We start from the raw sequence: 25,315 nt of genomic DNA on the forward strand, positions 1-25,315 counted from the left end.
GGCCGCGGGGCGGCGTGGATAGTTTCCACGACTGATCGCTTGCATACCCCCGGGGGGCCCGAATGAACGACACGACCTTCGCCGAGCACCGATTGCGGATCGTCGTTTCCGGCCTGTCCTCCGACGCCCACCTGTGGAACCTGGTCTACCTCCAGCTGCTCCTGGAAGACCTGGGCCACCAGGTGACGAACCTGGGCAACACGACCCCCGACCGGACGATCGTCCGGGCCTGCCGGACGGGACGCCCGGATCTGCTCGTCATCAGCAGCGTCAACGGCCACGGCCGGCTGGACGGGCTCCGCCTGATCTCCGCCCTGCGCGCCGTACCGGCCCTCTCCGCCCTGCCCGTCGCCATCGGCGGCAAGCTCGGCATCGACGGCCGCGACCACGCCGGGACCACCGCGCAGCTGACCGCCGCCGGATACGACGCGGTCTTCGACGACGCGGCCGAAGGCGGCCCCGGGGCCGGACTCGCCCGCTTCTACGCCTTCCTCGACCGGATCGGCGCCGACCGCTCCTGCGGGCGGTTCGCCGCCGGGGCCGGAGCGGCCTGATGGACGCGACCGACCGGTTCACCGGCTTCGTACGCAGTGCCCGCGACTCGGGCCGCCTCGTCGTCCAGCCCCGCATGGGCTTCGGCGAACTCCACCGCATGCGCGCCGGTCTGCGCGCCGTACGGGACGCGGACGCCACCACGGTGGGCACCGTCACCCTGGACAGCTACACCCGGTGCCACGACGACGCGGCGGCTCGCCGCGCACTGCGCGAACACCCCGGCGATCTCAACGGTTTCCCGCTCCTCGCCCACGGCGTGCCGGCGGTGCGGTCCCTCCTCCAGGAGGTCTCGTCGCCGGACTTCCCCGTCCAGGTCCGCCACGGCACGCCCCGCCCGCTGAGGCTCTTCCGGGCCATGGCCGAGGCCGGCGCGGACGCCACGGAGGGCGGCCCCGTCTCGTACTGCCTGCCCTACGGCCGGGTCCCGCTCGCGCGGGCGGTCCAGGAGTGGAGCGCCGGCTGCGAGCTCCTCGCCGCACAGCCCGTACCACCGCACATGGAGACCTTCGGCGGCTGCATGCTGGGACAGCTGTGCCCGCCGTCGCTGCTGGTCGCGCTCTCGGTCCTGGAGGCGATGTTCTTCCAGCGGCACGGCCTGCGGGGCATCTCCCTCAGCTACGCCCAGCAGATCCACGCCGGTCAGGACCTGGAGGCCCTCGCGGCGCTGCGCCGGCTCGCGGACGAGCGGCTGTCCGGCTCCGCGCACCACATCGTGCTCTACACCTTCATGGGCGTCTTCCCGCGCACCGAGCTCGGCAGCCGCCGCCTCCTCGCGGCCAGCGCCCGCCTCGCCGCGCGCGGCGGCGCCGACCGGCTGGTCGTCAAGACGCCGGCCGAGGCGCACCGCATCCCCACCGTCGAGGAGAACGTGGCGGCGCTCGAGTACGCGGGCTCCGTGGCCGCGGACGAAGCCGCGGACGAAGCCGAAGGCGCGGACGGCGGACCCCCGGCCACCGCGTCCGGCCTCTACGAAGAGGCCCGTACGCTCGTCGACGCCGCTCTGGAGACGGGCGGCACGCTCGGCGAGTGCCTCGTCGCGGCCTTCGCCCGCGGGGTCCTGGACGTGCCGTACTGCCTCCACCCCGACAACGCCAACCGCAGCCGCGCCACCATCGACGCCCGGTCCATGCTCGTCTGGAGCCGGGCCGGCGCCATGCCCGTGACACCCACGCGCACGGCCGCCGCCGCCCGCGTCACCGCGCGGCAGCTGACCGAGCTGCTCACCTTCAACAGCCGCCGGTTCGACGGCTCCGACGGGCTCGACCGCTGTGACCGCTTCGACCGCTCCGACCGGTACGAACGGCAGCGCCCGCTCAGGAGCGCCTCGTGAGCCGCCCGGCCTCGACCGCCACCCTGCGCGCCGCACGCGTCCGCGGGGCCCTGCGGGCCGCCGTCTCCCAGGGCATCCACGGACTGTCGCTGCGCACTCCGGGCGGGCGCTGGACCGGCCTCGACACCGACATCGCCCGCGCCGTCGCCGCGGCCGCCCTCGGCGACCCCGAGGCCGTCGACTGGCGCCCCGTCACGGCCTCCGACCGGCTGTCGGCGCTCGAAGCGGGCCGCGTGGACCTGACGGTGTGCAACCTGACGTGGACGATGGCCCGGGAGGCCGAGCGCCGGGTGCTCTTCGCGGGGATCACCTGCTACGACGGCGAAGGTTTCCTCGTCCGCGCGGACGCGGGATTCACCGGACCCGCGGACCTCGCGGGCCACCGCCTCGCCGTCCACAAGGGCTGCACCACCACGGTCAACCTGGACGCCTGGTACGGCCCCCGGGGCCTGAGCGTCGAGCCCGTCGCCTTCGACGCCCCGGCCGACGCCCTGGCCGCCTACGCCGACGGGGACTGCGCCGCCTACGTGTTGGACCGTACCGCTCTGGCCGGCGCCCGGGCGCGGCTGCGCCGGCCGCGGGACCACCACATCCTTCCGGCGTCGATATCCCGCGAGCCGATGGCCGCCGCGGTCCACGAGACCGACCCGCACTGGTTCCGGCTCGTCCGCTGGGTGCTGCAGCTGCTGCTGGCCGCCGAGTACGAGACGCCCGAGGCCGCGGCCCGGCGCGCCGGACCCCACGGTCCGGCGGTCGGCCTCGACGAGGGATGGGCCGACCGGGTCCTGGCCGCCGTCGGCACCTACGCGGACGTCTACGAACGGAACCTCGGCGCCGCCTCCGGCCTCGACGTTCCCCGCGGTCTCAACCAACTGTGGACCTCGGGCGGGCTGCACTACCCCGTACCCCTGTACTGACCAGCCGCCCCATCGTCCAGAACGGAGAAGCCTGATGACGCTAGTCACCGACCCCGCCGCTCCGCGCATCGCCATCGTCGGCGCGACCGGAGCCGTGGGCAGTACTCTCATCGAGCTGTTGGAGGAACGGGCGCTGCGCTATCGCGAGTTGCACCTGGTCGCGTCCTCGCGCAGCGCCGGCCGCCAGATACCGGTGGGCGGAAAGCCGTACGAGGTGCAGGCCCTGGAGGACTTCGACTTCGGCCTCGCCGACATCGCGTTCTTCTCCGCCGGCACCTCGATCAGCAGCACCTGGGTGCCGACCGCCGTGGCCAAGGGCGCGCTGGTCATCGACAACACCAACGCCTACCGGATGGACCCCGACACCCCGCTCGTCGTGCCCCAGGTCAACTTCCACACCCTGGACCGGCCTCCGGAGAGCGGCGTCATCGCCAACCCCAACTGTTCGACCATCCCGCTGGTCCGCGTCCTGGGGCCGGTGGAACGCCGCTGGGGCGTCCGCCAGGCCGTGGTCAGCACCTACCAGGCCGCGTCGGGACAGGGCCACCAGGGCGTCGAGGAGCTGCTGGAGGGCTGCGAGGTCGCGCTGCGGGACCCCGACGCGGAACTGCCGTCCGAGCGGTTCCGGCCGCCGCTCGCCTTCAACGTGGTTCCCTTCATCGACGTGCTTCAGGACAGCGGCTTCACCCTGGAGGAGCAGAAGATGGTCCAGGAGTCCCGCAAGATCCTCGACCTGTCCCATCTGGACGTCACCGCCACCTGCGTCCGCGTGCCCGTCGTCAACTCCCACTCCGAAGCGGTCTGGATCGAGACCGAGGCGCCGGTGGACCGCGACGAGCTGATCGCGCTGCTGGCCGGGCAGCCCGAGGTCACCGTGCACGACAGGGAGAACCGGGCGGGCTTCCCGACCCCCCTGAAGGCCGGGCATCCCGACCACGTGCACGTCGGCAGGGTGCGGGTGTCGCCGCACAATCCACGGGGCTTCTGGCTGTGGCTGGTCTCGGACAACCTCCGGGTCGGCGCGGCCCTGAACGCGGTCCAGATCGCCGAGTACGTCCTCGGCCGCGGCTTCCTGGCCGCCGGGTACGTCCTCGGCCGCGGCTTCCTGGCCGGAGGTGCCCGGTGAACACCCCGGTGGTACTGAAGTTCGGCGGCTCCACCTTCCGTACCCCTGCCGCCTACGAGGAACTCGCGGCCGGGCTCGACGAGCGGATCCGCAGCGAGGGCCGCCCGATGGCCGTGGTCGTGAGCGCGATGCAGGGAGAGACCGAGGCGCTGCGCGGCCGGCTGCACGAGGTCAACCGGCAGCCGGGGGCCGACACCGCCGCGGGCCTGCTGACCACCGCCGACCTGGTCAGCGCCCATCTGCTGACCACCGCCCTGCACCGCAGGGGGCGCACCGCCACCGTGCTCGCGGGCCACCAGCTCGGACTGACCACCAACGCCTCGTTCCTGTGGGCCCGCGTGGTCAGGACCGACCCCGGCCCGCTGCGCAGGGCGCTGGCGGAGCACGAGGTCGTGGTGGTGCCCGGGGGACAGGCGGTGGACGCCGAGGGCCGCCCGACCTGGCTGGGCAAGAACAGCTCCGACCTGTCGGCCCTGGCCGTCGCCCGGGCCGTCGGCAGCCACGTCTGCGAGATCCACTCCGATGTCGACGGGATCTACACCTCCGACCCCCACCTGATCACCGGGGCCCGGATGCTCCCGGAGGTCTCGTACAACATGGCGGCGCTGATGTCGCTGTACGGGGCGAAGGTGCTGCACCGCCGCGCCGTCCAGCTCGCGCTGCGGCACCGGATCGAAATCGTGCTGCGCTACAACCGGGCCCCGTACGCGGCGGGCACGACGATCAGCGGAGCCGGCACCCAGATGGCGGCGGTGGTCTTCAACGAGCGTTCCGTGGTGCTCGACTACCCGGACGACGCGCAGGCCGACGCCGCGCACCACGCCTTCCACCTCGAAGGGCTCGACACCGTGCGGCTCAACCGGCAGCCGTCGGTCGCGGTCATCGGCGGGTACGTCGACAAGGAGGCCGTCCAGCGCAGGCACGGCGTCAAGGCCGGGCGCCCGGCGGGAGTTCCCGTGGCGGAGGTGCGGGGCAGCAAGGTCACCACGCACGTGGCCGCCGGCGGCGAGGACGCGCTGCATCTGGCGCAACGGTTGCACGACAGGTTGGACTTCCCGGTTCCGCGGCGGGCCGGCGTAGAGGCAGGGGTGTGAGCGACATGACCAACGTGATCGACACGATCGGTTCCACCACGACCTTCGCGGACCTGGTGCTGCCCGATGCCGTGCGGGAGGTCATCGGCCGTGAGCTCGCGGCGCTGCCCGATCCGAGCGGCGACATCGACCGGGCGACGGCCCGCTGCCACCAGGTGTTCGCGGCGCTGCCCCTGGAACTCCTGCGTTCCCTGCTGGACTTCGGCCGGCACAACGACACGCCGGGGGTCGCCCTGGTGCGCAACCTCCCCGTTGACGCGGAGCCGGGCCCGACGCCGCTCGACGGCGGTCCCGGCCGGAACAAGAGCGGATTCGTCAGCGAAGGCGTGCTGCTGGGCCTGACCGGCCTCCTCGGCGAACCGCTCGGCGTGCTCACGGAGAAGGGCGGCCGGCTGATCCACGACGTCGTTCCGGTCGTCGGCGGGGAGCGGACCCAGACCAACCAGAGTTCGGCGGTCTTCCTGAACTTCCACAGCGACATCACGTACGACTCGACGGGCCGTTACGACGTCGCCAACCCGGACTTCCTCGTGCTCAACTGCCTGCGCGGTGACCGCTCCGGGAGCGCGGTCACCTATTACGCCGACGCCCGCGACATCTGCCGGCAGCTTCCGGACGACGCGCTGGGCCTGCTGCGCAGTCGCCTCTTCCGGCTGAACGCGCCGGGCAGCTACACCCGCGGCATGGCCGGCGGTGCGGAGGTGCTGTCCGAACCGGTGCCGGTCATCAGCGGTGCCGAGGCCCACCCGGAGATCACCGTGTCGGCCAATGGGGTCCGTGCGCTGAACCGCGATGCCGCGGCGGCCTTCGAACGGCTTCAGGAGGTGTGCCGTTCGGTGGCGCACGCCGTGCAGCTGGAGCCGGGACAGGCTCTGCTCGTCAACAACCGCAAGGGCGTCCACGCCCGGTCGAGCTTCGACGCCCGCCATGACGGCCGGGACCGTTGGCTGCAGCGGACGTATGTGCGGCGCAGCCTGTGGGACATCCGCTACCGGGTGACTCCGCAGGACCGGCGAGTGCACTTCTGATCAGGGGGGCGGGCGCTTCGTGCCCGCCCCTCTGACAATCGCGTGGTGGGGCGTCCCTACCGAATCCGCCGCGGCCAATGCAGGGTTCCGGAATCGGTGTGGAAAGAGCGGAGTTCATTCGCGAAAGAATTCCCCTGGAGCACGATCAATCCTCCGGTCGGTGGCATCGATTCAAGAATTTCCGGTACCCGTGCCGACGGCCCCGCCACCGATCGGCAAGACGACGTCCCACTTGTCGTCGGCGAGAATCACCCTGCCGGTCACTTCTCCCGCAGAGGCCGTCGTGGCCGTCAGCCCGGCGGAGTGAATCACTCCGATTGTCAGCGCTGCCGCCACGACGCCATGAGCCAGGAATATGCGTGCGTTCACGTCTCGTGCCCCCCGGATGTCTAATTTGTGGGCGGCGCCCTCTTCGGTCGCCACTGGAAATCTGTCACTCCTAAAGATCGAGTTCGAGTGGCAGGGGGTGTCCTATGATGGAGCGGCAGCAAGTGGATAGCGGCAAATCGGGCATTCGGTGGGAATGGTGGTCGATGGGCGAGAATCACCTCTTGGATGAAGTTGCCGTTGCGACCTACGAGTACGCGTTACGGGTCGGATCCTTCGGGGACGAGGACGTCGCCTGTCACCTCGGCGTCGATGTCCATCGGGTCACCGAGGCCCGCAAAGCCCTGCAGAACCTGAGACTGCTCGCCTCGGCGGGGGGCGACCGCGCCGAGGTGGCGCTCGACCCCGAGATCGCCGAGGCGGAACTGGTCACGCCGCTGGAGTTGTCGATCGCGCAGCGCCGCCGCGAGATATCCGGCATCCACCAGCAGCTGCGCGTCCTGTCGACGATGTACCACTCGCGCGTCCAGCCCGTGGCCGAAGGCGTCCCCATCCGCGTCCTCGACGACTTCGAGGACGTCCGGCGCGAGATCGACCTCGCGCGAAGACGCTGCACCGAAGAGCGCATCACCCTTCAGCCCGGCGGCGGCCGCAGCGCGGAACTGCTCGAACAGGACCTGCTGCAGACCCTGGAGATGCGACAGCGCGGCATCCGCGTCCGGACCCTCTACCAGCACACCGCCCAGGCGAGCCTGGCCACCCGCGCCTACGTACGCCAGATTTCCGAGGCGGGTGCCGAGGTCCGCACCGCGGAGGAACTGTCCGAGCGGCTCATCGTCTACGACCGCAAACTCGCCTTCATCCCCAAGGAACGCAAGGGCAAGGAACCGCCGGGCGCGGCCATCGTCACCGACCCCACCGTCGTCGCCTACCTGTGCCGGTCCTTCGAGTCCGTCTGGCAGGGGAGTCAGCCTTTTGACGTAGGCGGGGTCACCGAGTACCACCACGCCGAGGACCTGCGGTTGTCGGTCATCCGGCTAATGGCGATGGGCCTCAAGGACGAGGTGATCGCCCGGCGCCTCGGCGTGGCCACGCGTACGTGTCGCCGCCATATTTCCGCCATCATGGCTGAAGTCGGAGCAACCAGCCGTTTTCAGGCCGGGATTCTGCTGGCCAGGCAGGGCGTGATCCCGGACGGCGAAGGCGTGGCAGATTCCTGACGGGCTCTGTCCTCAAATTGACAGGCGGTCGTTCTGGCCCCCGGTTCCCCCCTGCTGATTCCCTGGTGTTCGCGCTTCAAGTTCGACGAGAACCGGACCGTGGAGGGGACATGGACATTCGACAGTTGGCGACGTTCCACAAGGTGGCGACGCTGCTCAGCTTCACCCGCGCGGCGATTGAACTGAAGTACGCGCAATCCAGTGTCACGGCGCACATCAAGAGCCTTGAGGAATCGCTCGAGGTGGGCCTTTTCGACCGCCTCGGGGGCCGGGTCGAACTCACCGCGGCCGGCCGGCGGCTCCTGCCCTACGCCGAGCAGATGCTCGCGCTCGCGGGCGAGGCACGGGGCGCCGCGCTGGGCTCCGACTCGCCCGCCGGGGTGCTTACCGTCGGCTCCATGGAGAGCATCACCTCCTACCGCATGCCGACGCTCCTGGAGTTCTTCCACCACCGCCATCCGGCGCTCCAGATCGTGCTGCGCCCCAGCCTCTGCGCAGAGACCTGCCACGCCCTGCGCCAAGGCCTGTTCGACCTGGGCTTCCTCATGGAGGCCGAGACGCGCCATCCGGGCGTCCAAACCGAGATCCTCGGCTCCGAACCCCTGACGGTCGTCGCCGCCCCGGGCCACCCGCTGACCCGGGCGGAGAAGGTGACCACGGAGGACCTCAGCGGCGTCCAGGTCATCTCCGCCGAAGCCGGCTGCGCCTACCGCGAGCTGTTCGAGGCGGAACTGAACGCCGGCACCGGAGAGGCGCTGCCCTTCCTGGAGTTCGGCACGATCGAGTCCATCAAACGAGGCGTGGCCGCGGGCCTCGGCATCAGCCTCCTCCCCACGGCCACGGTGGCCGACTCCATCGACGCCGGCACCCTGGTCCCCCTCCCGTGGCCGATCCCCTTCGAGGTGCACACCCAGATCGCCTGGCGCCGCGGCAAGACCCTCTCGCGCGAGATGCGGATCTTCATCGACCAGACGATGCGCTTCCTCTCCGAGGAGTACGCCCGCTAACGACCCGGCCCGTGCCGGAGAGGTCATCGACCTCGGTATCGAGGTGGGCCTCGCCGCTGGCGCGGAGGACGATCGTGGCCGCCGGTCAGCCGTCCCGTTCGCTGGTGGGCGTGCTGCTGGCCGGTGCGGTCGACGTCAACGGGCCGCGGCCGGTTTGCTCATTCGCGCAGCACGGCCCGGCGTTCCGAACCACCGGTGGAGGGCGTCGGTCAGCGTGTCCCCGGTGACCGCCGGATCCGCGGTGACGGCCGCGTCCCCCGTGTCGGGCGCGTCCCCGGCGTCGGACGCCCAGGCAACGATTCCGTCCGGGCGTACGAGGAGGCCGGCCAGCTCCGGTCTGCCGGGGCAGGCGACGGTGGTGACGCGCACCCGCTCGCCGTACCCCTCGGCGTGAGACCGGAGCCCCGCGTCGTCGGCGAGATCGAGCAGCAGGGCGCGCCCGTCGTGGAGCAGGTCCGCGAGGCGCGTTCCGTCGGCGAGTTCGAGGTCCGGGGCGCTGCGGCCGACGAGCGGATGGCTGCCGGGAAGGTCGTACCGCTGCCGAACGCCGGAGATCTTCTTGGCGAAGTAGGTGGTGCCGGCGACGGACTCGGTCAACTCGGCGACGACGCCGCGCAGGGCGCGGGCCTGGGGTTCCGGCCGCATCAGCGCGATCTGCGCCCGGGTCCATTCGAGTACCCATGCCCCGATCGGATGCCGTTCGGCCGTGTACGTGTCCAGCAGCTCTTCCGGTGCCCGGCCGCGTACGACGGCGGCGAGTTTCCAACCGAGGTTCATCGCGTCCCCGATGCCGAGGTTCAGCCCCTGGCCGCCGAACGGGGAGTGGACGTGCGCGGCGTCGCCTGCGAGGAGGACCCGACCCGCCCGGTAGTCGGCCGCTTGGCGCGCGTTGTCGGTGAAGCGGGTGGCGGTGCGCACCCCGGTGATCGTGACCTCCGCTCCGGAGACGCGCCGCAGGCTCGCCTGCAACTCCTGCGCGGTGACGGCCGCGTCCCGGTCGGCCGGCGGCCCGTCGAACTCGACCGTGAGGATGCGACCGGGCATGGGCCCGTGCACGTACGTCCCGGTGTCCGTGTGGTGCCAGCCGGGCCGGAGGGCTTTGGACCCGGTCATCTCGACGAGCGCCTGGTGACCGGTGATCTGCGGATCCGTACCGGGGAACGCGAACCCGGCGAGCTTGCGGACCGTGCTGCGGCCGCCGTCGCAGCCCACGAGCCAGCCCGCGCGCATGACGTCGGCCGATCCGTCGGCCACCCGGATCGCGCGGATCTCGATTCCGTCGTCGTCCTCGTCGAATCCCGCCAGCTCCGTGCCGTTGCGCAGCTCGACGCCGAGTCGTCGGGCCTGCTCGGCGAGCAGCCGCTCGACTTCCTGTTGCGGTACGAGGCCGACGTCCCCGGCGGGACCGGGGTTCGTGAAGTCCGGGTCCATCGCGTCGAGCAGTTCCCCGCGCAGCGTGATCCCGGCGAAGTGCCCGGCGAACTTGGGGGGCACGCGCAGAGGCCGTCCATCCGCCTGCGTCCCCTCTTGTTCGCGTACGAACGCCCGGAACCGTTTCATGGAGCGCTGCTGCACCTCGGCCAGCGCGGGCAGCATTCCGCGCCGGTAGAAGGCCTCGGCGGTCGGTGTGTTGATCGCCCCCGCCTTGATGGTCTGATCCACTTCGGTGCGCCGCTCGACGACCACCACGCTTGCGCCACCGAGTCGGAGCTCGCAGGCCAGCATCATTCCGACCGGGCCGCCTCCGGCCACGACTACGTCAAAGTCCGAGCTCATGGAGTTGGAGTTGGAGTTGGAGTTCATGGATTTCACTATAGTCACTAAAACTTTGGAGTCGCTATAGTGTCATCTGTGAACGAGGAAACTGAGAGGCACGGCTCCGGAAGGCGTGGAGCCGAAGGGGCGATGACGCTGCGCGAGCGCAAGAAGCGCGAGACGCGGCAACGCATCTCCGACGAGGCGACGCTGCTGTTCGCGGCGCGCGGCTTCGACCAGGTGACCGTGGCCGAGGTCGCCAAGGCCGCTCATGTCTCCACGATGACGGTCTTCAACCACTTCCCCCGCAAGGAAGACCTCTTCCTGGACCGGATCCCCGAAGCCGTCGAGCTCTTCACGGCTGCGGTACGGGACCGCCCGGCCGGCGAGTCCCCGCTGGCCGCCCTGCGGGTTCTGCTCCTCCAACTCCTGGACCGGCGCCATCCGCTGGCGGCGGTGGGCGACGGCTTCCCGCACTTCTGGCGCATCGTGCTGGACTCGCCCGCCCTGCGGGCGCGGGCGCGCGAAGGCGTCGAGGAGGTGGAGCAGGCACTGGCGGCCGCGATGGCCGAGACCACCCCCGACGGAGGCCCCGACCCCCGCCTCGCGGCCGCACTGACCGTGGCCGCGTACCGAGCCGTCTACGTCACCACGGCCCAACGCCTCCTCGCGGGCGAGCGTGCGGTCGACGTGGCGGACGATCACCGATCGCGTCTGCACGGCGCGTTCGACGTACTGGAGCGTGCGCTGACCACTGCGCGCTGACGCCGGACAACGACGCAGCCCCAGGTCGCTGACCTGGGGGGACCGAAGTCGCATGAGCGCCGCGCCGGCCCGGGTTGCGCCGCATCTCCTCGCCGCCACCGAGGCGGGCCTCCGTACTTCCTGTCGGTGGTGACGTTCGCTGCACGACCGGCCGCACGCCGGAACGTGGCAACGGGACGCGTCCGTTCGGGCGGTAGGTGCTCGCGCGCTTGTGGCCAGAAGAGCCCGGAGATCTGGAATGGTTGAGCTGGGCTGAGGCAAGACTGCGACCGAGTGCCGCGCACCGCGTACCAACTTCGTTGACCGGGAGAGAAGCATGACCATCAAGGACATCGGGCCGGAACCGCAGAGCTTCGACCTCGAGCAGGCGACGCTCAAGAACACGAACCATCGCGCGGTCGCCTGGTCCGGGAAGCACCTTCAACTGACCCTCATGTCGATCCCGGTGGGCGAGGACATCGGTTTGGAAGCCCACCCGGAGACTGACCAGTTCCTACGGCTCGACGCGGGCCGGGGCCGAGTCCAGATGGGCAGCACGAAGGACCGACTCGACTTCGACCGGGAGGTCGAGGACGGCTGGGCGATCTTCGTGCCCGCCGGCACGTGGCACAACGTCACCAACATCGGTGACGAGCCCCTGCAGCTCTACGCCGTATACGCGCCGGTCCACCACGCGCCGGGCAAGATCCATGCGACGGCCGCCGATGCGAAGCACGACGAGGACTCGGGCAACGACGAACCGCCGAGCTGGTCGGTCCAGCCTGCCCGGCGGCCGTCGGACGAGCACGCCTGACCAATCAGGTCCATCACGACGTTGGTTCGGGAGTGGCCGTCAGCCCTCGCTACCGCGTGCCGGGCGCGGGCCCGGAGAGGTCTAGGCCACACAGAGCCCCAGGTCGCTGACCTGGGGCTTTGTTGCGGAGCGGGTGACGGGAATCGAACCCGCGCTACAAGCTTGGGAATCACCGACGTAATCGGGCTCACGTGGTCGAACTCGCATGAGGTAGCGCTCTGCCGCTCTGCAGCGGTTACTCGTTGTCGTCCAGTAGCGTCGCCAGCCGCTGCGTCGCATAGGGGACGCCGGCTTCCTGCGCCTGCCGCAGCATTTTTTCCGCCCCTGCCTGATCCCCCCGCTGCTTTCGGATGTTCGCCAAATTCACAAGCAGATCCGGATTTCCTTGCGCAATAAGTGTGAGGAGTAGCTGTTCGGCAGCTTCATGCTCACCTCGGGCCGCTCGGGCTTTCGCCAAGGCGGCGAGGAGGTCCTTAGACCCTCCTGCGAGGCGTTCGGCCTGCAGTGTTCTTCCCCTGGTCTCCAATATTCGTACGAGCTCACAAGCGGCGCTGGACTGCCCCTCGTCGAGGGCCCGCCAGTAAAGCCTTTCGGCTTGTTTCAGTCGGCCCTCCTCTTCACGTAGACTGGCTAGCTCGAGCAGCACGTAGGTCAGACCCAGATTGTAGGCTCTCCAGAAGAGGGCGGCCGCAGCGTGATGGGCACCTTTGCTGCGACGGATCATGCCCAGGCCGCGGAGCGCATTCGTCTCGCCAAGGTGAACGGCAATTTCGCAGAATCGATCTGCTTCATCGCTTTCTCCTTCTTGCTCGAGGGCCCAGGACAGCTCCATCGGCGCATTTGCGTCCCCTTCGGCCATGGCGTGCTTGAACACCTCGATAGCCCGGGACCTATCTTTGTACATGTAGGTCCAGGCCAAGCCCGTATAGGCGCCGGTGTTCCCGGAGTTGAAGGAGAACTTCGTCAGGAGCAATGCGAGAGCATGCTGGCCGCGACCAGCAAGCCAGCGTGCTTGGTACTCGACCGCCCGAGCTCCGAAGAAGCCGGAGCTGAGTGCTTGGTTGTACAGCTCGATGGCACGTGTGGCGTCTCCGCGTTGAGATGAGACGGAAGCCAGGCCAACGATGGCATCCCATCGGCGGCTGTCCCGATCAATAGCCTTTCGGTACCAGCGTTCCGCCTTCTCGAGCTGCCCGTCGTTCTCTGCGCGGAAAGCAAGGGTGACCTGCGCGTCACCATCCCCCAGTTCGGCCGCCAGTTCGTAGTAGACGTGAGGGTCTTCGTCTTTGCGATTTTCTTTGATCCATCTTGCCAGATGGGACAGGGCGGCGCCGTCTCCGTACTGTGCTGCCGCCAACGCGAGTGTTTCCGCCCGGGCCACCCTGCCCCGCTCAAGTGCAGCTCGCGAAAGGGAGACTCTGTCTCTGGCACTGGCAGCGTGCTCCGCCGCTGCATCCCAGAATCCGTCTTCAGGACAGATGAGTTTCCGGTGCCGACGGCCGTGCAGCTCAACGTAGTCCGCCAGCCGGTAGCTGCCGGGATTCACCGTTCCGGTCGCGGAGAAGCCCGGGACCGATGCCAGTGGTCCACGAACCCCGCGACACGGAGCTGACAGGTATTGCAGAGCGCGTGAGAACCAATCGGTTTCCGCTAGATCCCGCTGCAGGGCGGTGAGGTAGCTGGTGGCCGCGTCATGGAGGAACGAATGAGGTAGGTCCATACCGTGGCCAAGCCGCCGCGCGTCCATGGCGGCATGGAGGACGGCCTGAGCGGTCGGGGATCCGTTTGCATAGCGTTCCAACTGTGCCGGCCCGCCTGCGAGGAACTGGATGACGTGGCCGTCCTCGGCCTCGCGAGCAGCCTTCAGCATTCTGGGGTCGGCGGGCCGGTCCATGTCGAGAAGAGCAGCCATCTCGTCGTCGCTGAACCGCTCCGGGACCGGGATGGCGCACTTGGTTAGCAAGGCGTGTGTTTTCGCACGCTCGCCTCCAGAAAGGGTGGTCATGGTGTTCCAGTGGACATGCCAGGCTGTCCCCAGGACCAGAACTGGGGTCCGGCGCGGATCGCGCAGCAGCTCTGTGAGTCGAGCGGCTACGTGTTCATCTCGCTGAGAGTCGCCGCAGAGCAGATAGCGATCGATCTCATTGAGCCACACGACCGTACGTGGCTTTACTGAGCCGAGTGAGGCCAGTAGATCTTCCTGGTCGGCCGGATGCCACAGCCGCCAGTCTCTTCCCAGGCGCTGGATGGCTTCCCAAGCCGCGCGAGTCTTTCCCGTCGAAGAATCAGCGAGAAGGACTTTCAGCCCACTGACCCCGGCGAGTGCCTTCTCGACGACGGCATCGAGTTCTTCGTCGAAGGGCCTTCGGAAGTACGTCGGCAGAACAGGTTCGTCTGGGCACGCCCCCTCATCGACTGAGATGGCCTCGTGGACTTCCAGGCTGATCGGGTCGGCGTCATGTACGAGACAGCCGACGTCGTCGCTGCCTCCAGTCTTGTAGAAGGCCTCCAAGGCGTCCGCATCGCAGAAGCGTTGTGCTGTGTGGTCACCGAAGTACCGGGCCACGATGCGCGGCTGGAGTCGTAGGCGAGATGCCAGGTGCTCGGCATCCCACAGCTCGAGCACCAGATGTGGATTCTGAGTTTGGTAGTGGTGAACGAGATCGCGGACCTGGGCCCGGGTGGTCTTGCAGGATGTGACGATGACCAGCCGCGTCGCCGCGTAGGGCCTCGGGCCGCACAGGAAGAGGTCCAGGGCCTTCTTCGCGTCCGCTCGAGCGAATTGGGCGACGTGCTTGACCTGGAAGGCGTACCAGTGGCCGTCCTCTGACAGCCCCGCAATATCGATACCGGCCTGTGCCTGCCCGGGAGATCCGTACCGGTGACAGGGCGACAACCGTTCGGTCACCTGGACGAATTCGCACACCAGCTTCTCGAACTGGCTCCATGAGACCAGCTCATGGAAAGGCAGTGACTCAATCTTGCCATCGACCACTAAAGGTTGCTCCGAAGCTTCAGCCACGTTGCCTCGCTAGGTCTGCACTCGATGCTCAGCGATAACTCTATGTGAGGTGACTGACAAGCAGGCCCTTCACTGCGTCAGTAGCGGCTGACCACGGCCTTCACCCACCGTGGAGCGTGAAGAGGGTCGAACTCGGTCCGGATTCCGCCCAGCCGGAGTCGGCCGGGCCACCGTCCGGGCAAATCGGTAGCCGACTGCCGCACCGGGCCTGATCTCCGAGTGGAAGGAGCTCATCCGGTCCGCCCCGCTGACCAAGCACACGGTGCTCGTCTCCTGGCTCAAGACCGAGCACGGCCCGGGACATGGCCGCGCCAACGCCTTGGTCGATCAGACTCTCGCCGAGAAGAGCGGCCAGTGAGTGGGAACGTGATCACGTCGTCCGTCCGATGGCAGATCATGTGACCTCTGCGAGGAACTCGCGGAGTGCGCGCCGCAGGACGTCCGGTCGCTCCAGATGAACGTCGTGTCCCGTCCTGGGGACGCTCAAGGCCACGGTCTCCGGCCGCCGCCGGAGCATGTCGCTGACCTCTCCTGGCGGGATGATGCCGTTCTGGCCGAGGACGGCCAGGGTCGGGCAGGTGACCTTCGACCACTCGTCCCAGAAGGACCGCTGGGCGACCTCCGCCAGCGACCCGACCATCACGTCGCGCTCGAAGCGCGGCCACCAGCCACCCTCGCGCTCCACCAGGCCGGCCGCCCAGCCCTCGCCGACGGGACCGCCGCCGAGGAACTCGACGGCGGCCTCCCGTGAAGGGAACGGCCTGGGCCAGGCATCGAGCCACCCACCGATCTCCACCTGCACGTCACGGTTCGGCCCGCCCGGCCCGGCCTCCACCAGGACGAGCGCACGGAAGAGCCCGGGGTGAGCGGCGGCGGCGAGCATGGCGGTGTGGCCGCCCAGCGACTGGCCCACCAGGACGGGTTGCCGGAGACCGAGCTGTTCGACTACGGCGACGGTGTCCGCGACGTACGCGGCCCGCGAGACGTCCTGCGGGCGGCGCTCACTGGCACCGTGGCCGCGCTGGTCCAGGGCGACGACCCGGTACCGGGGGCTCAGGTCCCGGGCGACGGCGTCCCATTCGCCCGCATGCCCGGCCAGCCCGTGCAACAGGACGACGGACGGCCCCGAACCTCCCCAGTCACGGCAGGAAACGCGGACGCCCTCACGGACGACGGTGTGTTCTGACCAGGTCATGCGGTGTCCTTCAGACGGCGGGCCGGGCCTACGCGTGCGGGCAGGCCGAAGAGGGGGAAGAGGCGGTCGGTGTCGCGGAAGGCCGTGATGCCGGCGATGCGGGCACCGGAGAACTCGAGGACCTGGAGAGCCCAGGGGGTGTAGCCGTCCCCGTCAGGCCGGTATTGGCCGAAGGCGAGGGTGCCGTTCGCCGTGGTCGGGATCAGGCGGGAGCCGCGGCAGTCGACGGCGGGGCCGGTCAGCCACGCCTGGATGTCGGGGACACCGCGCATCCACTTCGCGTACGGGGGCAGGCATAGCGTGGCATCGACATGGAGCAGCATGTTCAGCTCCTCCATGTCATAGCAGGAGAAGGCCGCGGCGTACCGCTCGGCCAGCACCCGGCGGACGGCGTCGGACGGCTTGGTGCCCGGGGCTTCGGCAGTGCCGTTGCGAGCACCCAGCGTGGCACGAGCCCGCTGCAGAGCGCTGTTGACCGAGGCGACGGTCGAGCCGTGCAGCTCGGCGACCTCGCGGGCCGAGAAGGCCAGTACGTCCCGGAGGATCAGCGTGGCCCGCTGCTTGGGCGGCAGGTGCTGGAGCGCGGCGACGAACGCCAGCCGCACCGTCTCGCTCGCCGCCACGGCCGCCTCGGGGTCCCCTCCGGGACAGGGCCCGATCCACACGGCGGCGTCCTCCGGGGCCCCCGGGAGCGCGGCTCCGGGTGACGGCTCCGAGAGGTCCATCGGCAGAGCCCGCCGTCTGCCTGCGGCCAGGGCGTCCAGGCACACGTTGGTGGCGATGCGGTAGATCCACGACCGCAGCGACGAACGCCCCTCGAACCGCTCGACGTTCCGCCAGGCCCGGACCATCGTCTCCTGCACGGCGTCCTCGGCCTCGGCGTACGAGCCGAGCATCCGGTAGCAGTACCCGGTCAGTTCTGCCCGGTACTCCTCCAGCCGGACCGCCGTCTCGCGCTCGCCGTCACCCACGACAAGATCCTTCATGCGCGATTCCGCCCCCTGTTGCACGCCGTCCCGGGCCACCGACCAGGCGGTTCCCATCATGTCCCGGCCGCACGAAAACTATCTGCCGACAGGGGCACACGGCCAGTGATCAAGGTCCACGATCGTTCTGCTCCTCGGCACCGACACCACGCTCGCGGGGCTGCTGCTCGTTCTTCACCGGAGTGTGGGACGAGCACTCGGTGCAGGTAGTGCACGTGTTGCGCCCAGAGCCCTCCGAGCAGGGCATTCCCACGAGTTGGGGCACGCGGAGAGCGCGGCGGGGGGCAGCAAGGTCTGGTCAACAAGCAAGCCCCAGGTCGCTGACCTGGGGCTTTGCCATGGAGCAGATGACGCGAATCGAACCCGCTCCATAAGCTTGGGAATCACCGATCTTCTGCCCGCCATCAAGGCTTTGGCCAGCGCGAACGTCGCCGATGCAGGCCCGGAAGCCTCGTGGCGACGACTGTCTTTGACCGCCGTTGTCCGCCTCGTCTGGCACGCTTCTGGCACGGTCGTGACGGTGTGAGTGGGGAGGCTGCGGTGCAGATCGCAGGTGTTGATGTGTATGTGAATCACCCGGTGCTGCATCTTGGGTCCACGGATTGGGTCCCCACTGATCTCGAACTAGGCGACGCGCCTGCGGCGAGTTGTGACACCCACGTAGCCGTCCGCGTGCGCCCTCAGCTTGGCTTGGTCGCAGTGCGAATCTTCCGCGACTCCGAAGAGATCCCAGGTGCCGATCCCAGCTTCACGACCGTTTTCGATGGGCAGCTTTTGCTGTCGGACGGACGAATGGCCATTGGGGATGTCGAAGGGCTCACGCGGTTCGTTCGCCTTCTTGGAGACCGCGGCCCTTGGAACGTACGAGTGGCAGTTGATGTCCCGGGGTGGGAGGCCCGAGCCATGGATGTCACGGTCGGCCGGCCCGCCTACTGATGCTCGGGCGCCTACGGCCCGATGCGCCCGGAGGAGCAGGCGGCCCTGCGCCGGACCTCGGTCACCCTCGATCCCCTCGCCGTACGGATCACCGAGGCCGCCCCGGAACTGAACACCGGCCGCCGCGTCGAGGGCGACACCAAGTCGGCGGCGGGCGTCCGCACCATCCACCTGCCGGCCTTCCTCTCCATGGAGGTCAAGCGGCACCTGGACTGGTTCGCGGAGAAGGAGCCCGACGGGCTGCTGTTCGTGGGGGAGAAGGGAGCGCCGTTCCGGCGCACGACCTTCGGCCGGAAGTGGGCCAAGGCCCGCGCGAAGGTCGGCCTGCCGAAGGGCTTCCGCTTCTACGACCTGCGCCACACCGGGCACACACTCTCCACCCAGTCCGGCGCGACCCTCAAGGACACGATGGTCCGCGCCGGCCAGTCCTCGGAGAAGGCCGCGATGATCTACCAGCACTCTGACGACGAACGCCAGCAGGAGGTCGCCGGGGGCATCGACGCCCGGGTACGCGCTGCCCGCGTCAAGGGAGCGGTGAAGAGGCAGGCGAAGGGCGCCTGACGATCGGTGGGTGAGGGGCGGCGTCTCGCCTTCCTCCCCTCACCGGCTCTCTGGGTTCCGTTGGACCCGAACAGTAGCGGCGGCGCTCGTCGATGGCCCGTCTACGGCCGTGCTGTGTCGAGAGGAAACTTGGCGCTCATGCACGCCTCCATGCGTCGAGGAAGGCTTTCCGCTCAGCCGGATCAGCTGATTTGTGGTCCGCGTGCAGGACCCGCCAGGCGGTGAGTTCGAGATCCCGGAGCCACAGCTCGCCGATGACCTGCGTCTTGAGGTCGGGGAGGTGGTCGGATTCGGCGAGCGCCTGGCCGATTACCTCTCCGGCTGCGACGCGCTGGGGCGGGGTCATCTCGTCGACAGCCGAGAGGATCTGACCGGCCAGACCGGTGCCTTCTCCGGCCAGCGAACTCAGCACGAACGTCTTGATGTTGGCGGGCAGCAGGTAGAGGGAGCCTGAGGTCCTCCACAGGTCCGACCAGAAGCGTTCTCCGGCCTCGGTGGGAGCGGGGAGCGCGGCCAGCAGTCCGAGGAGGTGCGCGGTGGCCGCGTACCCATCGGAGTGGGCGGATGCGACGACGGCGATGTCGGCGACGCGCTCGACATCGATTCGGCCCGCTTCGAGGCGTGGGTCCAGTCCCAGTCGCTGTTCCAGCTGGTGGGAAAGGGGGGCGGATGCGTGGGAGCGGAACTCGGGAAGCATCGGTGGTCCTTGAACGTAGGAGAGCGGAGAGGCCCGTTCGGAAGCCCTGATCGTTCCCGTGGCTCGCCGACTTACACGACTTCCACGGCCCCAGTTGGGGGCAGGCCTCCAGGACCGGAACCATGGGCGGCTGAACAGGCCGTGTCCGGCGGTGCCGGCCCGGTGGTCCGAGGCAGGCCTCGGGCAATGCTCCTGCGGGCAGGCTCCTAACATGAGCACGTGGTTGCCAGTGACGCCCAGCAGTCCGAGGCAGGAAGGGAAGCAGTGTCCCGCGACGACGTCGAAACCGGCGGTGTGTCTTCCGCACCGACGGTCGGAGGCTGCGAGGCAAGTGGTCCTCCCTCCGGATCGCACCGTGACAAGGCTGCCGAGGGCTCCCACCCGGTTGCCGACCTGGTCGAGCGAGCGGCCGATGTGGTGGAGCCGATCAAGCCGAAGCTACGAGGCTGGCTTCACGCCGGAATGGTCCCCGCATCGCTGGCCGCGGGCATCGTCCTCATCTGCCTGGCTGGGACGCCGCACGCCACCCTGGCCTGCACCGTGTACTCCGTCACCGCCTGGATACTGTTCGGGACGAGCGCCGTCTACCACCTCGGCACGTGGGGACCACTCGGTGAGGCCGTTCTGCGTCGCCTCGACCACGCCAACATCTTCCTGATCATCGCCGGCACCTGTACCCCGCTTGCCGTGCTCCTTCTTCCCCCTGACCAGCGGTCCGTCCTGCTGTGGATCGTGTGGACGGGCGCTCTGGCCGGCATCGCCTTCCGTGTCCTGTGGGTCGGAGCTCCCCGCTGGCTGTACACCCCCTGCTACCTGGCCCTGGGTTGGGCACCGGTGCGTTACCTGCCCGACTTCCTGGACAGTGGTGGGACGCCCGTACTCGCCTTGATCGTGACCGGCGGGCTTCTCTACAGTGCGGGCGCGGTTGTCTACGCCCTTCAGCGCCCCGACCCCTCGCCCCGCTGGTTCGGCTTCCACGAGGTCTTCCACGCCCTGACCGTGGCAGCCTTCACCGCGCACTACATCGCCATCTCGTTCACCGTCTACTGAGCACGGCAATGTTCTGCCCGGGGGCTGCTGTCGCCCTGGGGCGGGCGAGTTGCCGGCTGGCTTCGGGTCAGGGTGCGAGGGGGCGGCGGAGGGAGAGGTAGTAGTTGCCGACGGCGGACAGATAGCGGTGGTCAGCCGTTTCGCTGTCGGTGGTGAACTGGGGAGCGGCTTTGATCTCTTCCAGGGTCTCTGAAACCTTTACCGTCCGTGTTTCGGTGTCGATGCCGGCGACGGCGCCGGCCGGGATCAAAATGCTCTTGCCGAACACCCACACGCCGGTGTCGACGACCAGATGTTGCATGCCGGGCTGGTCCTGCTGGCGGTCCACGTGCCCGATGGTTCCGTCAGCCGCCTCAACCGTGAACCCCACCATTGACTGCCGGGACGTGTAGCCGCTGTCCTGCGCGTACATCCACACACCGCTCACAACCCCGTCTCCTCACGCTCGGCTCGAAGGCGGCGGCCAGCCACACCGCCGACTTGACTCGTCCATCCCCATGCCCCGGTGCTTGCCCCGCAACCGGGTCCTCTGAGGATTCCGGGCGTGTGCGCTACACCGGTGGCCGGGCGGCGTCCCCGAGAGGGCCGATGCCTGCTGTTCGGGTGAACCAGTCAGGCAGCGCGGACTGCACGGGCAGCAGCAGCCACCTGGCGTGCGGGTCCTCGGGCAGGGTTGAGGACGGTCGGCCCCGCGGGCTTCTCGGATCTGTGCCGGCCGTGGTCACAGGCTGCGACCCCAGATGGGATGGCTTCGACGAGGCAGGGGGCCGCCCCTAAGGCCTCGTGCGCTCGGAAAGAACGTCAGGGAGCTGTGCTCGTGGAGGGCTGGTCCCACGGTGTCGGAGGAGGAGAGGAGCGGCCATGCCCCCGACCGAGGAGCGAGATTCAGGCGCCCATCAGGGGCGCGCCGGCGGAGAGCAGCTGGTGGAGGTGGACCTTGCGGGCGTGCTCGCGGCAGCGGAATCCGCCTCCCCTGTGGAGTCCCTGGACGTTGTCGCGCGGCTGCTCCGGGACCGCCTGCAGGCTGCCTCAGTCTCGTTCCTGATCGTCGACTTCACCGGGTCGTCAGTGGTGCGGCTCGGGGCAGCCGACAGCGTCGAGTCTGACGAGCCCCCTGAGCGCGTCGCTCTGCCCGGCACCCTCTACGCGGACGCGTTGCGCACACAGCGGCCGGCCCTCCAGCGAGAGGGCAACAGCCGGGTCAGGGTCGTGGCGCCCGTCACCAACCGCGGCGACGCCATCGGCCTGCTCGAACTCATCCTGCCGGATCACCCCGACGACTTCGCGATGAGGCAGATCGGCGCGACCGCTCACGCCCTGGCCTACATCGTGATCGCCAATCGGTCCTTCACCGACGTCTACCAATGGGGTCGCCGTACACGGCCCCTGAACCTGGCCGCCGAGATCCAGCACCGACTCCTGCCCACCTCACTGGCGTGTGAGGCAGCCCAGTTCACGGTCGCCGGAGCGCTGGAACCGGCCACGCACGTCGGCGGTGACACCTTCGACTACGTCGTCGACCGCGACACCATGCAACTCTCCGTCACCGATGCCATGGGCCACGACGTGGAAGCCGCGCTACTCGCCACCCTCGCAGTGGGCGCCCTTCGCAGGGCCAGGCGTGCCGGCGCCGAGCTCGAAGTACAGGCCTTGGAGGCCAACCGGGCCGTCATCGACAACGGCAGGCGGGGCTTCGTCACTGGGCAGCTGCTGCGCATCAGCCTGCTCGACGGGATCACTCAGTTCGTCAACGCCGGGCATCCCTGGCCCCTGCGCCTCAGGCGGGAAAGGGTCGAGCAGATGGTTCCCGAGGTCGATCTCCCCTTCGGTATCCAGCCGCGTACCGACTATCGGGTGCAGCGGCTGGACCTGCAGCCGGGTGACCGCCTTGTGATGCTCACCGACGGCATGCTCGAGGGCCGCGCTGTGGAGGTCGATCTGCCCTCCCTGGTTGTGCGCACGGGCGATCTCCACGCCCGCGAGGCCTCCCGCGCTCTGGTCGCGGAGATTCTGCGCGCGCATGGTGGCCGTCTCCAGGACGACGCGACGGTCATGTGCCTGGACTGGCACGGTACCCACCGGGTCACACGCAGCGCTGACGCCGGGGCGGACCCGGCGGAGGCGTCCGCACCCGAATAGCACTCCTTCGACGACCGAGGCCCGTCGATCCCGACGGGCACACTCGGGTCAGGTCGAGGACGGCGGCGCGGATGATTCGGCGGCGCGGCGGTACTCGGCGTTGATGCGCTGGGCTTCCTCGAGCTGGTCTTCGAGGATGATGATGCGGCAGGCGGCCTCGATGGGGGTGCCCTGGTCGACGAGTTCCCGGGCGCGGGCGGCGATGCGGAGCTGGTAGCGGGAGTAGCGGCGGTGGCCGCCCTCGGAGCGGAGCGGGGTGATCAGGCGGGCTTCGCCGATAGCGCGGAGGAAGCCCTGGGTGGTGCCGAGCATGGCGGCGGCCCGGCCCATCGTGTAGGCGGGGTAGTCGTCGTCGTCGAGACGGCCGAACGAGTCGTCTGCTGTCATTGAACCTCTCTCATGGAACGCATGGAGGGGCCCTGGTGCCGTACGGCACCAGGGCCCCGAAGGAACTACTACACCATCTGTCGGCCCTGATACTGCGCCGACCCTATGTTTCCGCCGACCCGACCGAGATGCTGCCGGGAGTGCGGGGATCGCGGTTGCTTGACCGGAGACCACCTCACTATCGATGTCCTGCGGTACCCGGGCTCAAGGCTTCCGCCCGGGCGATCCTGATGGTGCTCGGCTCCTCCGTTCTTCCCTCGGTGATCAACTGCTTACTGCTGGTACTGCTCTACTGCGTACTGCTGGTGGCCTGTGTCAGCGCCACTCTTCGGCAGCCAGCCCCGTTGCCCATCTTGCGTGTGCTCTGGCTTAGAACCCCACTGCCGAACTTCCCGGTGCGCGCGCCCGCAGCCGACGCCTTCACCGAGGTGCTGCTCACTTACTTCACTGCTGGGTACTGCGAACTGCACTTACGGGTACTGCCACTGCGTTAACTGCTGGTACTGCTCACGGCGGCCCCTGATGACTGCGGGCCACCCGGTCCGGTCGTCAGTCCCGTCGCCGTCCTGCGACAACCCTGGCTTCGGAACTCCACCACCGCACCGTCCTGCGCACTGCAACTGCGGGTACTGCTGCCCGGCAGTTCGTCTCTGCCAGGCCTTGCTGTCTCTCTGGGCTACGAGAGAAACCATAACCACGTCACAGCCCAATGTCTACTCCGGCCGTCATAGATTTTCGTGTGGCGGGTGAGGAGGTAATCGACCTCGAACGCACGGTCGCTCCTGTCGATGCGCAGCACAGGGAGCAGCTGGGGGCGGCCAACGGTGTGTGCCTCATCGAGGGCCAGAGCAACGGTCGAGAGCGTCGCGGCACACCGGAAACGGTGTCCTGGAGGATGGAGGGATCGTTTTGACGAACGTGACGGACGATCATTGGGCGGACTCCAGCCGCGGCGCACAGGCCGGCAGCGGCCAGCGCAGAGCGGTTGGCCGTCTTCCGGGACAAGCGCGCCGAAGGCCTTCCCGTAGCCCGGCACACGCCCGTGGCCGGATTCCCGGAGAACCCCCGGACCAGGGCACACCCCTGTACACGCAGCTTGCCGAGGAATGGGCTGCCCGCGGCGCCGCCGTCCCCGGCCGCCCCGACCCGCTGTGGCAGCGTCTGGCCTCTTCCGAACACCTCAGGCGCGAGACGGAAAGCACCTTGCGCCAGCTCCACCTGGCGGGGGAGGCCCGCCCCGTGGATGGCTCAGCCGAGTCGGTTCAACCGGAGGCACTCCCGTGAACCACGCTGCACTGGTGTGCCGGGGCTGCTTCGGCAACCTCTACGCCGTCTCCACCAACTGCGCCCCCGCCGCACCCTTGCCCACCTGGGAAGTCGACCACGACCACACCTCGGCCAACTGTCCCCTGCGCCCTCTCCTGCCGCTGGAAGGTGCGGCCGCTCACGTCCACGAGCTCCCCGACGCCAGCCACGTCCTGACCGGGCCGGTCTGACACGATCGCGGCTCCTCACCACCGCGCTCCGGCTCGCTGGCACGGGCACCTCCATGAGGCGCCGCGCGAACCGCTGCGACATCCAGGCCGGCTGGCCCATGGCCGAACGTTTCGCCCCGAGCGTCACCCCATTGCCGGCCTGTCTGTTTGGGAGGGATCCCACCGGTCATACGGGGTTCTGTAAGACCTTTCCATCGAACAGGGAGTGATCAGCTGTGTCTGGTGAGCAGAAGGCCGAGGCGAAGGGCGAGCAGGCCAAGGGCAAGCTCAAGGAGACCGCTGGCCGTCTGACGGGCAATGAGCGGATGACCGCCGAGGGTCGCGCGGAGCAGGCCAAGGGCGATGCCCGCGAGGCCAAGGAAAAGATCAAGGACACCTTCAAGCACTGACGCCTCGTGTCCACGGGGCCGGGACCGCAGGAGCGGTCCCGGCCCCGTTGCATGTCCGCGCGCAGCCGGCTCCGGTCAGGCGGCGGCGCGCTGAGGCCGGCGCAGTTGCGCCTGTCCGAAGAGGAGTGCGTAGTCGTCGGGGAGTCGCTGGAGGACGCGGGCAAGGAGGTCGGGTCCGGCGAGCGCGGTGACGGTGGCGAGTACGGCGCCGGTGTCCCAGCGGGCGATGGCCGGGCTCGCGCCGGTTCGTGCGGCCAGGTCCTTGACGAAGCCCCAGCCGGTGAGCTGCTCGGTATCGGGGATCTGGGCGGTCAGGGTGAGGGCGGCTTCGACGGGCAGGCACTGAGCGAGGTCGACGCGCTCGTCACCGGTGACCTGCCGGCCGAGCGCGGCAAGCACGGTGCGGACGGCTTCTTCCGCGCGTTCGCGGGTGGGGTAGGCGCCCTCGTAGCGGACGCGTTCCAGCATCTGGTCGAACGTCATGGCGGGGGTGAGCCGGTCCGGTCGAGGCTGGTCGTACATGGTGCTGCGGTTGCCTTT

Annotated in this window: 22 protein-coding genes and 2 pseudogenes; 16 read left to right on the forward strand and 8 right to left on the reverse strand. The window is 69.1% G+C overall.

Annotated elements, in window-relative coordinates:
- The first annotated feature begins 62 nt into the window (after window positions 1-62).
- The 8 genes from ACIQK6_RS12820 (at window position 63) to ACIQK6_RS12855 (ending at window position 8,604) form a co-directional block, all read left to right on the forward strand.
- Window positions 63-554 (forward strand): cobalamin-dependent protein, encoded by a 492-nt coding sequence (locus ACIQK6_RS12820; RefSeq protein ID WP_329100002.1) that lies wholly within the window; start codon window positions 63-65, stop codon window positions 552-554.
- The gene (locus ACIQK6_RS12825) at window positions 554-1,885 is read left to right on the forward strand and encodes a methylaspartate mutase (protein ID WP_329100001.1); all 1,332 of its coding nucleotides are present in this window, start codon (window positions 554-556) and stop codon (window positions 1,883-1,885) included. Before ACIQK6_RS12820 ends, ACIQK6_RS12825 begins: the two co-directional genes overlap by 1 nt.
- Window positions 1,882-2,802 carry a transporter substrate-binding domain-containing protein gene (locus ACIQK6_RS12830; RefSeq protein ID WP_402694777.1) on the forward strand — a complete coding sequence of 307 codons (921 nt, stop codon included), beginning with the start codon at window positions 1,882-1,884 and terminating at the stop codon, window positions 2,800-2,802. Before ACIQK6_RS12825 ends, ACIQK6_RS12830 begins: the two co-directional genes overlap by 4 nt.
- A gap of 34 nt (window positions 2,803-2,836) precedes the next feature.
- On the forward strand, window positions 2,837-3,928 hold the full coding sequence (locus tag ACIQK6_RS12835; protein WP_329099999.1) for an aspartate-semialdehyde dehydrogenase: 1,092 nt from the start codon (window positions 2,837-2,839) through the stop codon (window positions 3,926-3,928).
- Window positions 3,925-5,022 (forward strand): aspartate kinase, encoded by a 1,098-nt coding sequence (locus ACIQK6_RS12840; RefSeq protein WP_329099998.1) that lies wholly within the window; start codon window positions 3,925-3,927, stop codon window positions 5,020-5,022. Before ACIQK6_RS12835 ends, ACIQK6_RS12840 begins: the two co-directional genes overlap by 4 nt.
- 5 nt (window positions 5,023-5,027) lie before the next feature.
- Window positions 5,028-6,050, forward strand: coding sequence for a TauD/TfdA family dioxygenase (locus tag ACIQK6_RS12845; protein ID WP_329099997.1), 1,023 nt, complete (start codon window positions 5,028-5,030; stop codon window positions 6,048-6,050).
- Window positions 6,051-6,601: 551 nt separating this feature from the next.
- A complete protein-coding gene (locus ACIQK6_RS12850; protein WP_329099996.1) occupies window positions 6,602-7,597 on the forward strand; it encodes a LuxR C-terminal-related transcriptional regulator in 996 nt (331 codons plus the stop codon).
- A 110-nt stretch (window positions 7,598-7,707) separates the two neighbouring features.
- Window positions 7,708-8,604 (forward strand): LysR family transcriptional regulator, encoded by an 897-nt coding sequence (locus ACIQK6_RS12855; RefSeq protein WP_329099994.1) that lies wholly within the window; start codon window positions 7,708-7,710, stop codon window positions 8,602-8,604.
- Window positions 8,605-8,739: 135 nt separating this feature from the next.
- Here the strand turns inward: ACIQK6_RS12855 and ACIQK6_RS12860 are convergent, their stop codons facing one another.
- Window positions 8,740-10,407 (reverse strand): FAD-dependent monooxygenase, encoded by a 1,668-nt coding sequence (locus ACIQK6_RS12860; RefSeq protein ID WP_402694778.1) that lies wholly within the window; start codon window positions 10,405-10,407, stop codon window positions 8,740-8,742.
- A gap of 102 nt (window positions 10,408-10,509) precedes the next feature.
- Between ACIQK6_RS12860 and ACIQK6_RS12865 the strand changes: the two genes are divergently transcribed.
- Both ACIQK6_RS12865 and ACIQK6_RS12870 read left to right on the forward strand, forming a co-directional pair.
- A complete protein-coding gene (locus ACIQK6_RS12865) occupies window positions 10,510-11,124 on the forward strand; it encodes a TetR/AcrR family transcriptional regulator (RefSeq protein WP_329107761.1) in 615 nt (204 codons plus the stop codon).
- A 316-nt stretch (window positions 11,125-11,440) separates the two neighbouring features.
- On the forward strand, window positions 11,441-11,917 hold the full coding sequence (locus tag ACIQK6_RS12870) for a cupin domain-containing protein (protein ID WP_329099992.1): 477 nt from the start codon (window positions 11,441-11,443) through the stop codon (window positions 11,915-11,917).
- 235 nt (window positions 11,918-12,152) lie between these two features.
- On the opposite strand, the gene ACIQK6_RS12875 is transcribed toward ACIQK6_RS12870, so the two are convergent.
- Window positions 12,153-14,939 (reverse strand): hypothetical protein, encoded by a 2,787-nt coding sequence (locus tag ACIQK6_RS12875; protein WP_329099991.1) that lies wholly within the window; start codon window positions 14,937-14,939, stop codon window positions 12,153-12,155.
- A 211-nt stretch (window positions 14,940-15,150) separates the two neighbouring features.
- Here ACIQK6_RS12875 and ACIQK6_RS12880 point away from each other — a divergent pair.
- Window positions 15,151-15,297: pseudogene (locus tag ACIQK6_RS12880) on the forward strand (DUF4287 domain-containing protein); the annotation flags it as partial.
- A gap of 36 nt (window positions 15,298-15,333) precedes the next feature.
- On the opposite strand, the gene ACIQK6_RS12885 reads toward ACIQK6_RS12880, so the two are convergent.
- Both ACIQK6_RS12885 and ACIQK6_RS12890 read right to left on the reverse strand, forming a co-directional pair.
- Complete coding sequence (locus tag ACIQK6_RS12885; protein WP_329099990.1) at window positions 15,334-16,134, reverse strand: alpha/beta hydrolase; 801 nt, start codon at window positions 16,132-16,134, stop codon at window positions 15,334-15,336.
- A complete protein-coding gene (locus tag ACIQK6_RS12890; protein WP_329099989.1) occupies window positions 16,131-17,120 on the reverse strand; it encodes a sigma-70 family RNA polymerase sigma factor in 990 nt (329 codons plus the stop codon). Before ACIQK6_RS12890 ends, ACIQK6_RS12885 begins: the two co-directional genes overlap by 4 nt.
- Window positions 17,121-18,062: 942 nt before the next feature.
- Between ACIQK6_RS12890 and ACIQK6_RS12895 the strand changes: the two are divergent.
- Window positions 18,063-18,617, forward strand: a pseudogene (locus tag ACIQK6_RS12895) (tyrosine-type recombinase/integrase); the annotation flags it as partial.
- Window positions 18,618-18,753: 136 nt separating this feature from the next.
- Here ACIQK6_RS12895 and ACIQK6_RS12900 read toward each other — a convergent pair.
- On the reverse strand, window positions 18,754-19,314 hold the full coding sequence (locus ACIQK6_RS12900) for a hypothetical protein (protein ID WP_327384165.1): 561 nt from the start codon (window positions 19,312-19,314) through the stop codon (window positions 18,754-18,756).
- A gap of 219 nt (window positions 19,315-19,533) precedes the next feature.
- On the opposite strand from ACIQK6_RS12900, the gene ACIQK6_RS12905 reads away from it, so the two are divergent.
- A complete protein-coding gene (locus ACIQK6_RS12905) occupies window positions 19,534-20,364 on the forward strand; it encodes a hemolysin III family protein (protein WP_329099988.1) in 831 nt (276 codons plus the stop codon).
- A gap of 67 nt (window positions 20,365-20,431) precedes the next feature.
- Here ACIQK6_RS12905 and ACIQK6_RS12910 read toward each other — a convergent pair whose 3' ends face one another.
- Window positions 20,432-20,791, reverse strand: coding sequence for a PRC-barrel domain containing protein (locus tag ACIQK6_RS12910; protein WP_402694779.1), 360 nt, complete (start codon window positions 20,789-20,791; stop codon window positions 20,432-20,434).
- Between the two features lie 503 nt (window positions 20,792-21,294).
- Between ACIQK6_RS12910 and ACIQK6_RS12915 the strand changes: the two genes are divergently transcribed.
- Window positions 21,295-22,503 (forward strand): PP2C family protein-serine/threonine phosphatase, encoded by a 1,209-nt coding sequence (locus tag ACIQK6_RS12915; RefSeq protein WP_402694786.1) that lies wholly within the window; start codon window positions 21,295-21,297, stop codon window positions 22,501-22,503.
- 48 nt (window positions 22,504-22,551) lie between these two features.
- On the opposite strand, the gene ACIQK6_RS12920 is transcribed toward ACIQK6_RS12915, so the two are convergent.
- The gene (locus ACIQK6_RS12920) at window positions 22,552-22,890 is read right to left on the reverse strand and encodes a MerR family transcriptional regulator (protein ID WP_329099986.1); all 339 of its coding nucleotides are present in this window, start codon (window positions 22,888-22,890) and stop codon (window positions 22,552-22,554) included.
- A gap of 1,280 nt (window positions 22,891-24,170) precedes the next feature.
- On the opposite strand from ACIQK6_RS12920, the gene ACIQK6_RS12925 reads away from it, so the two are divergent.
- The gene (locus ACIQK6_RS12925; protein ID WP_329099985.1) at window positions 24,171-24,386 is read left to right on the forward strand and encodes a hypothetical protein; all 216 of its coding nucleotides are present in this window, start codon (window positions 24,171-24,173) and stop codon (window positions 24,384-24,386) included.
- A gap of 215 nt (window positions 24,387-24,601) precedes the next feature.
- Window positions 24,602-24,775 carry a CsbD family protein gene (locus tag ACIQK6_RS12930; RefSeq protein ID WP_266594583.1) on the forward strand — a complete coding sequence of 58 codons (174 nt, stop codon included), beginning with the start codon at window positions 24,602-24,604 and terminating at the stop codon, window positions 24,773-24,775.
- A 75-nt stretch (window positions 24,776-24,850) separates the two neighbouring features.
- Here the strand turns inward: ACIQK6_RS12930 and ACIQK6_RS12935 are convergent, their stop codons facing one another.
- On the reverse strand, window positions 24,851-25,297 hold the full coding sequence (locus tag ACIQK6_RS12935; RefSeq protein WP_329099983.1) for a DUF2267 domain-containing protein: 447 nt from the start codon (window positions 25,295-25,297) through the stop codon (window positions 24,851-24,853).
- Window positions 25,298-25,315: the final 18 nt, after the last annotated feature.

The organism is Streptomyces sp. NPDC091682 (assembly GCF_044756625.1).
In the GTDB taxonomy this organism is placed as follows: Bacteria; Actinomycetota; Actinomycetes; order Streptomycetales; family Streptomycetaceae; genus Streptomyces.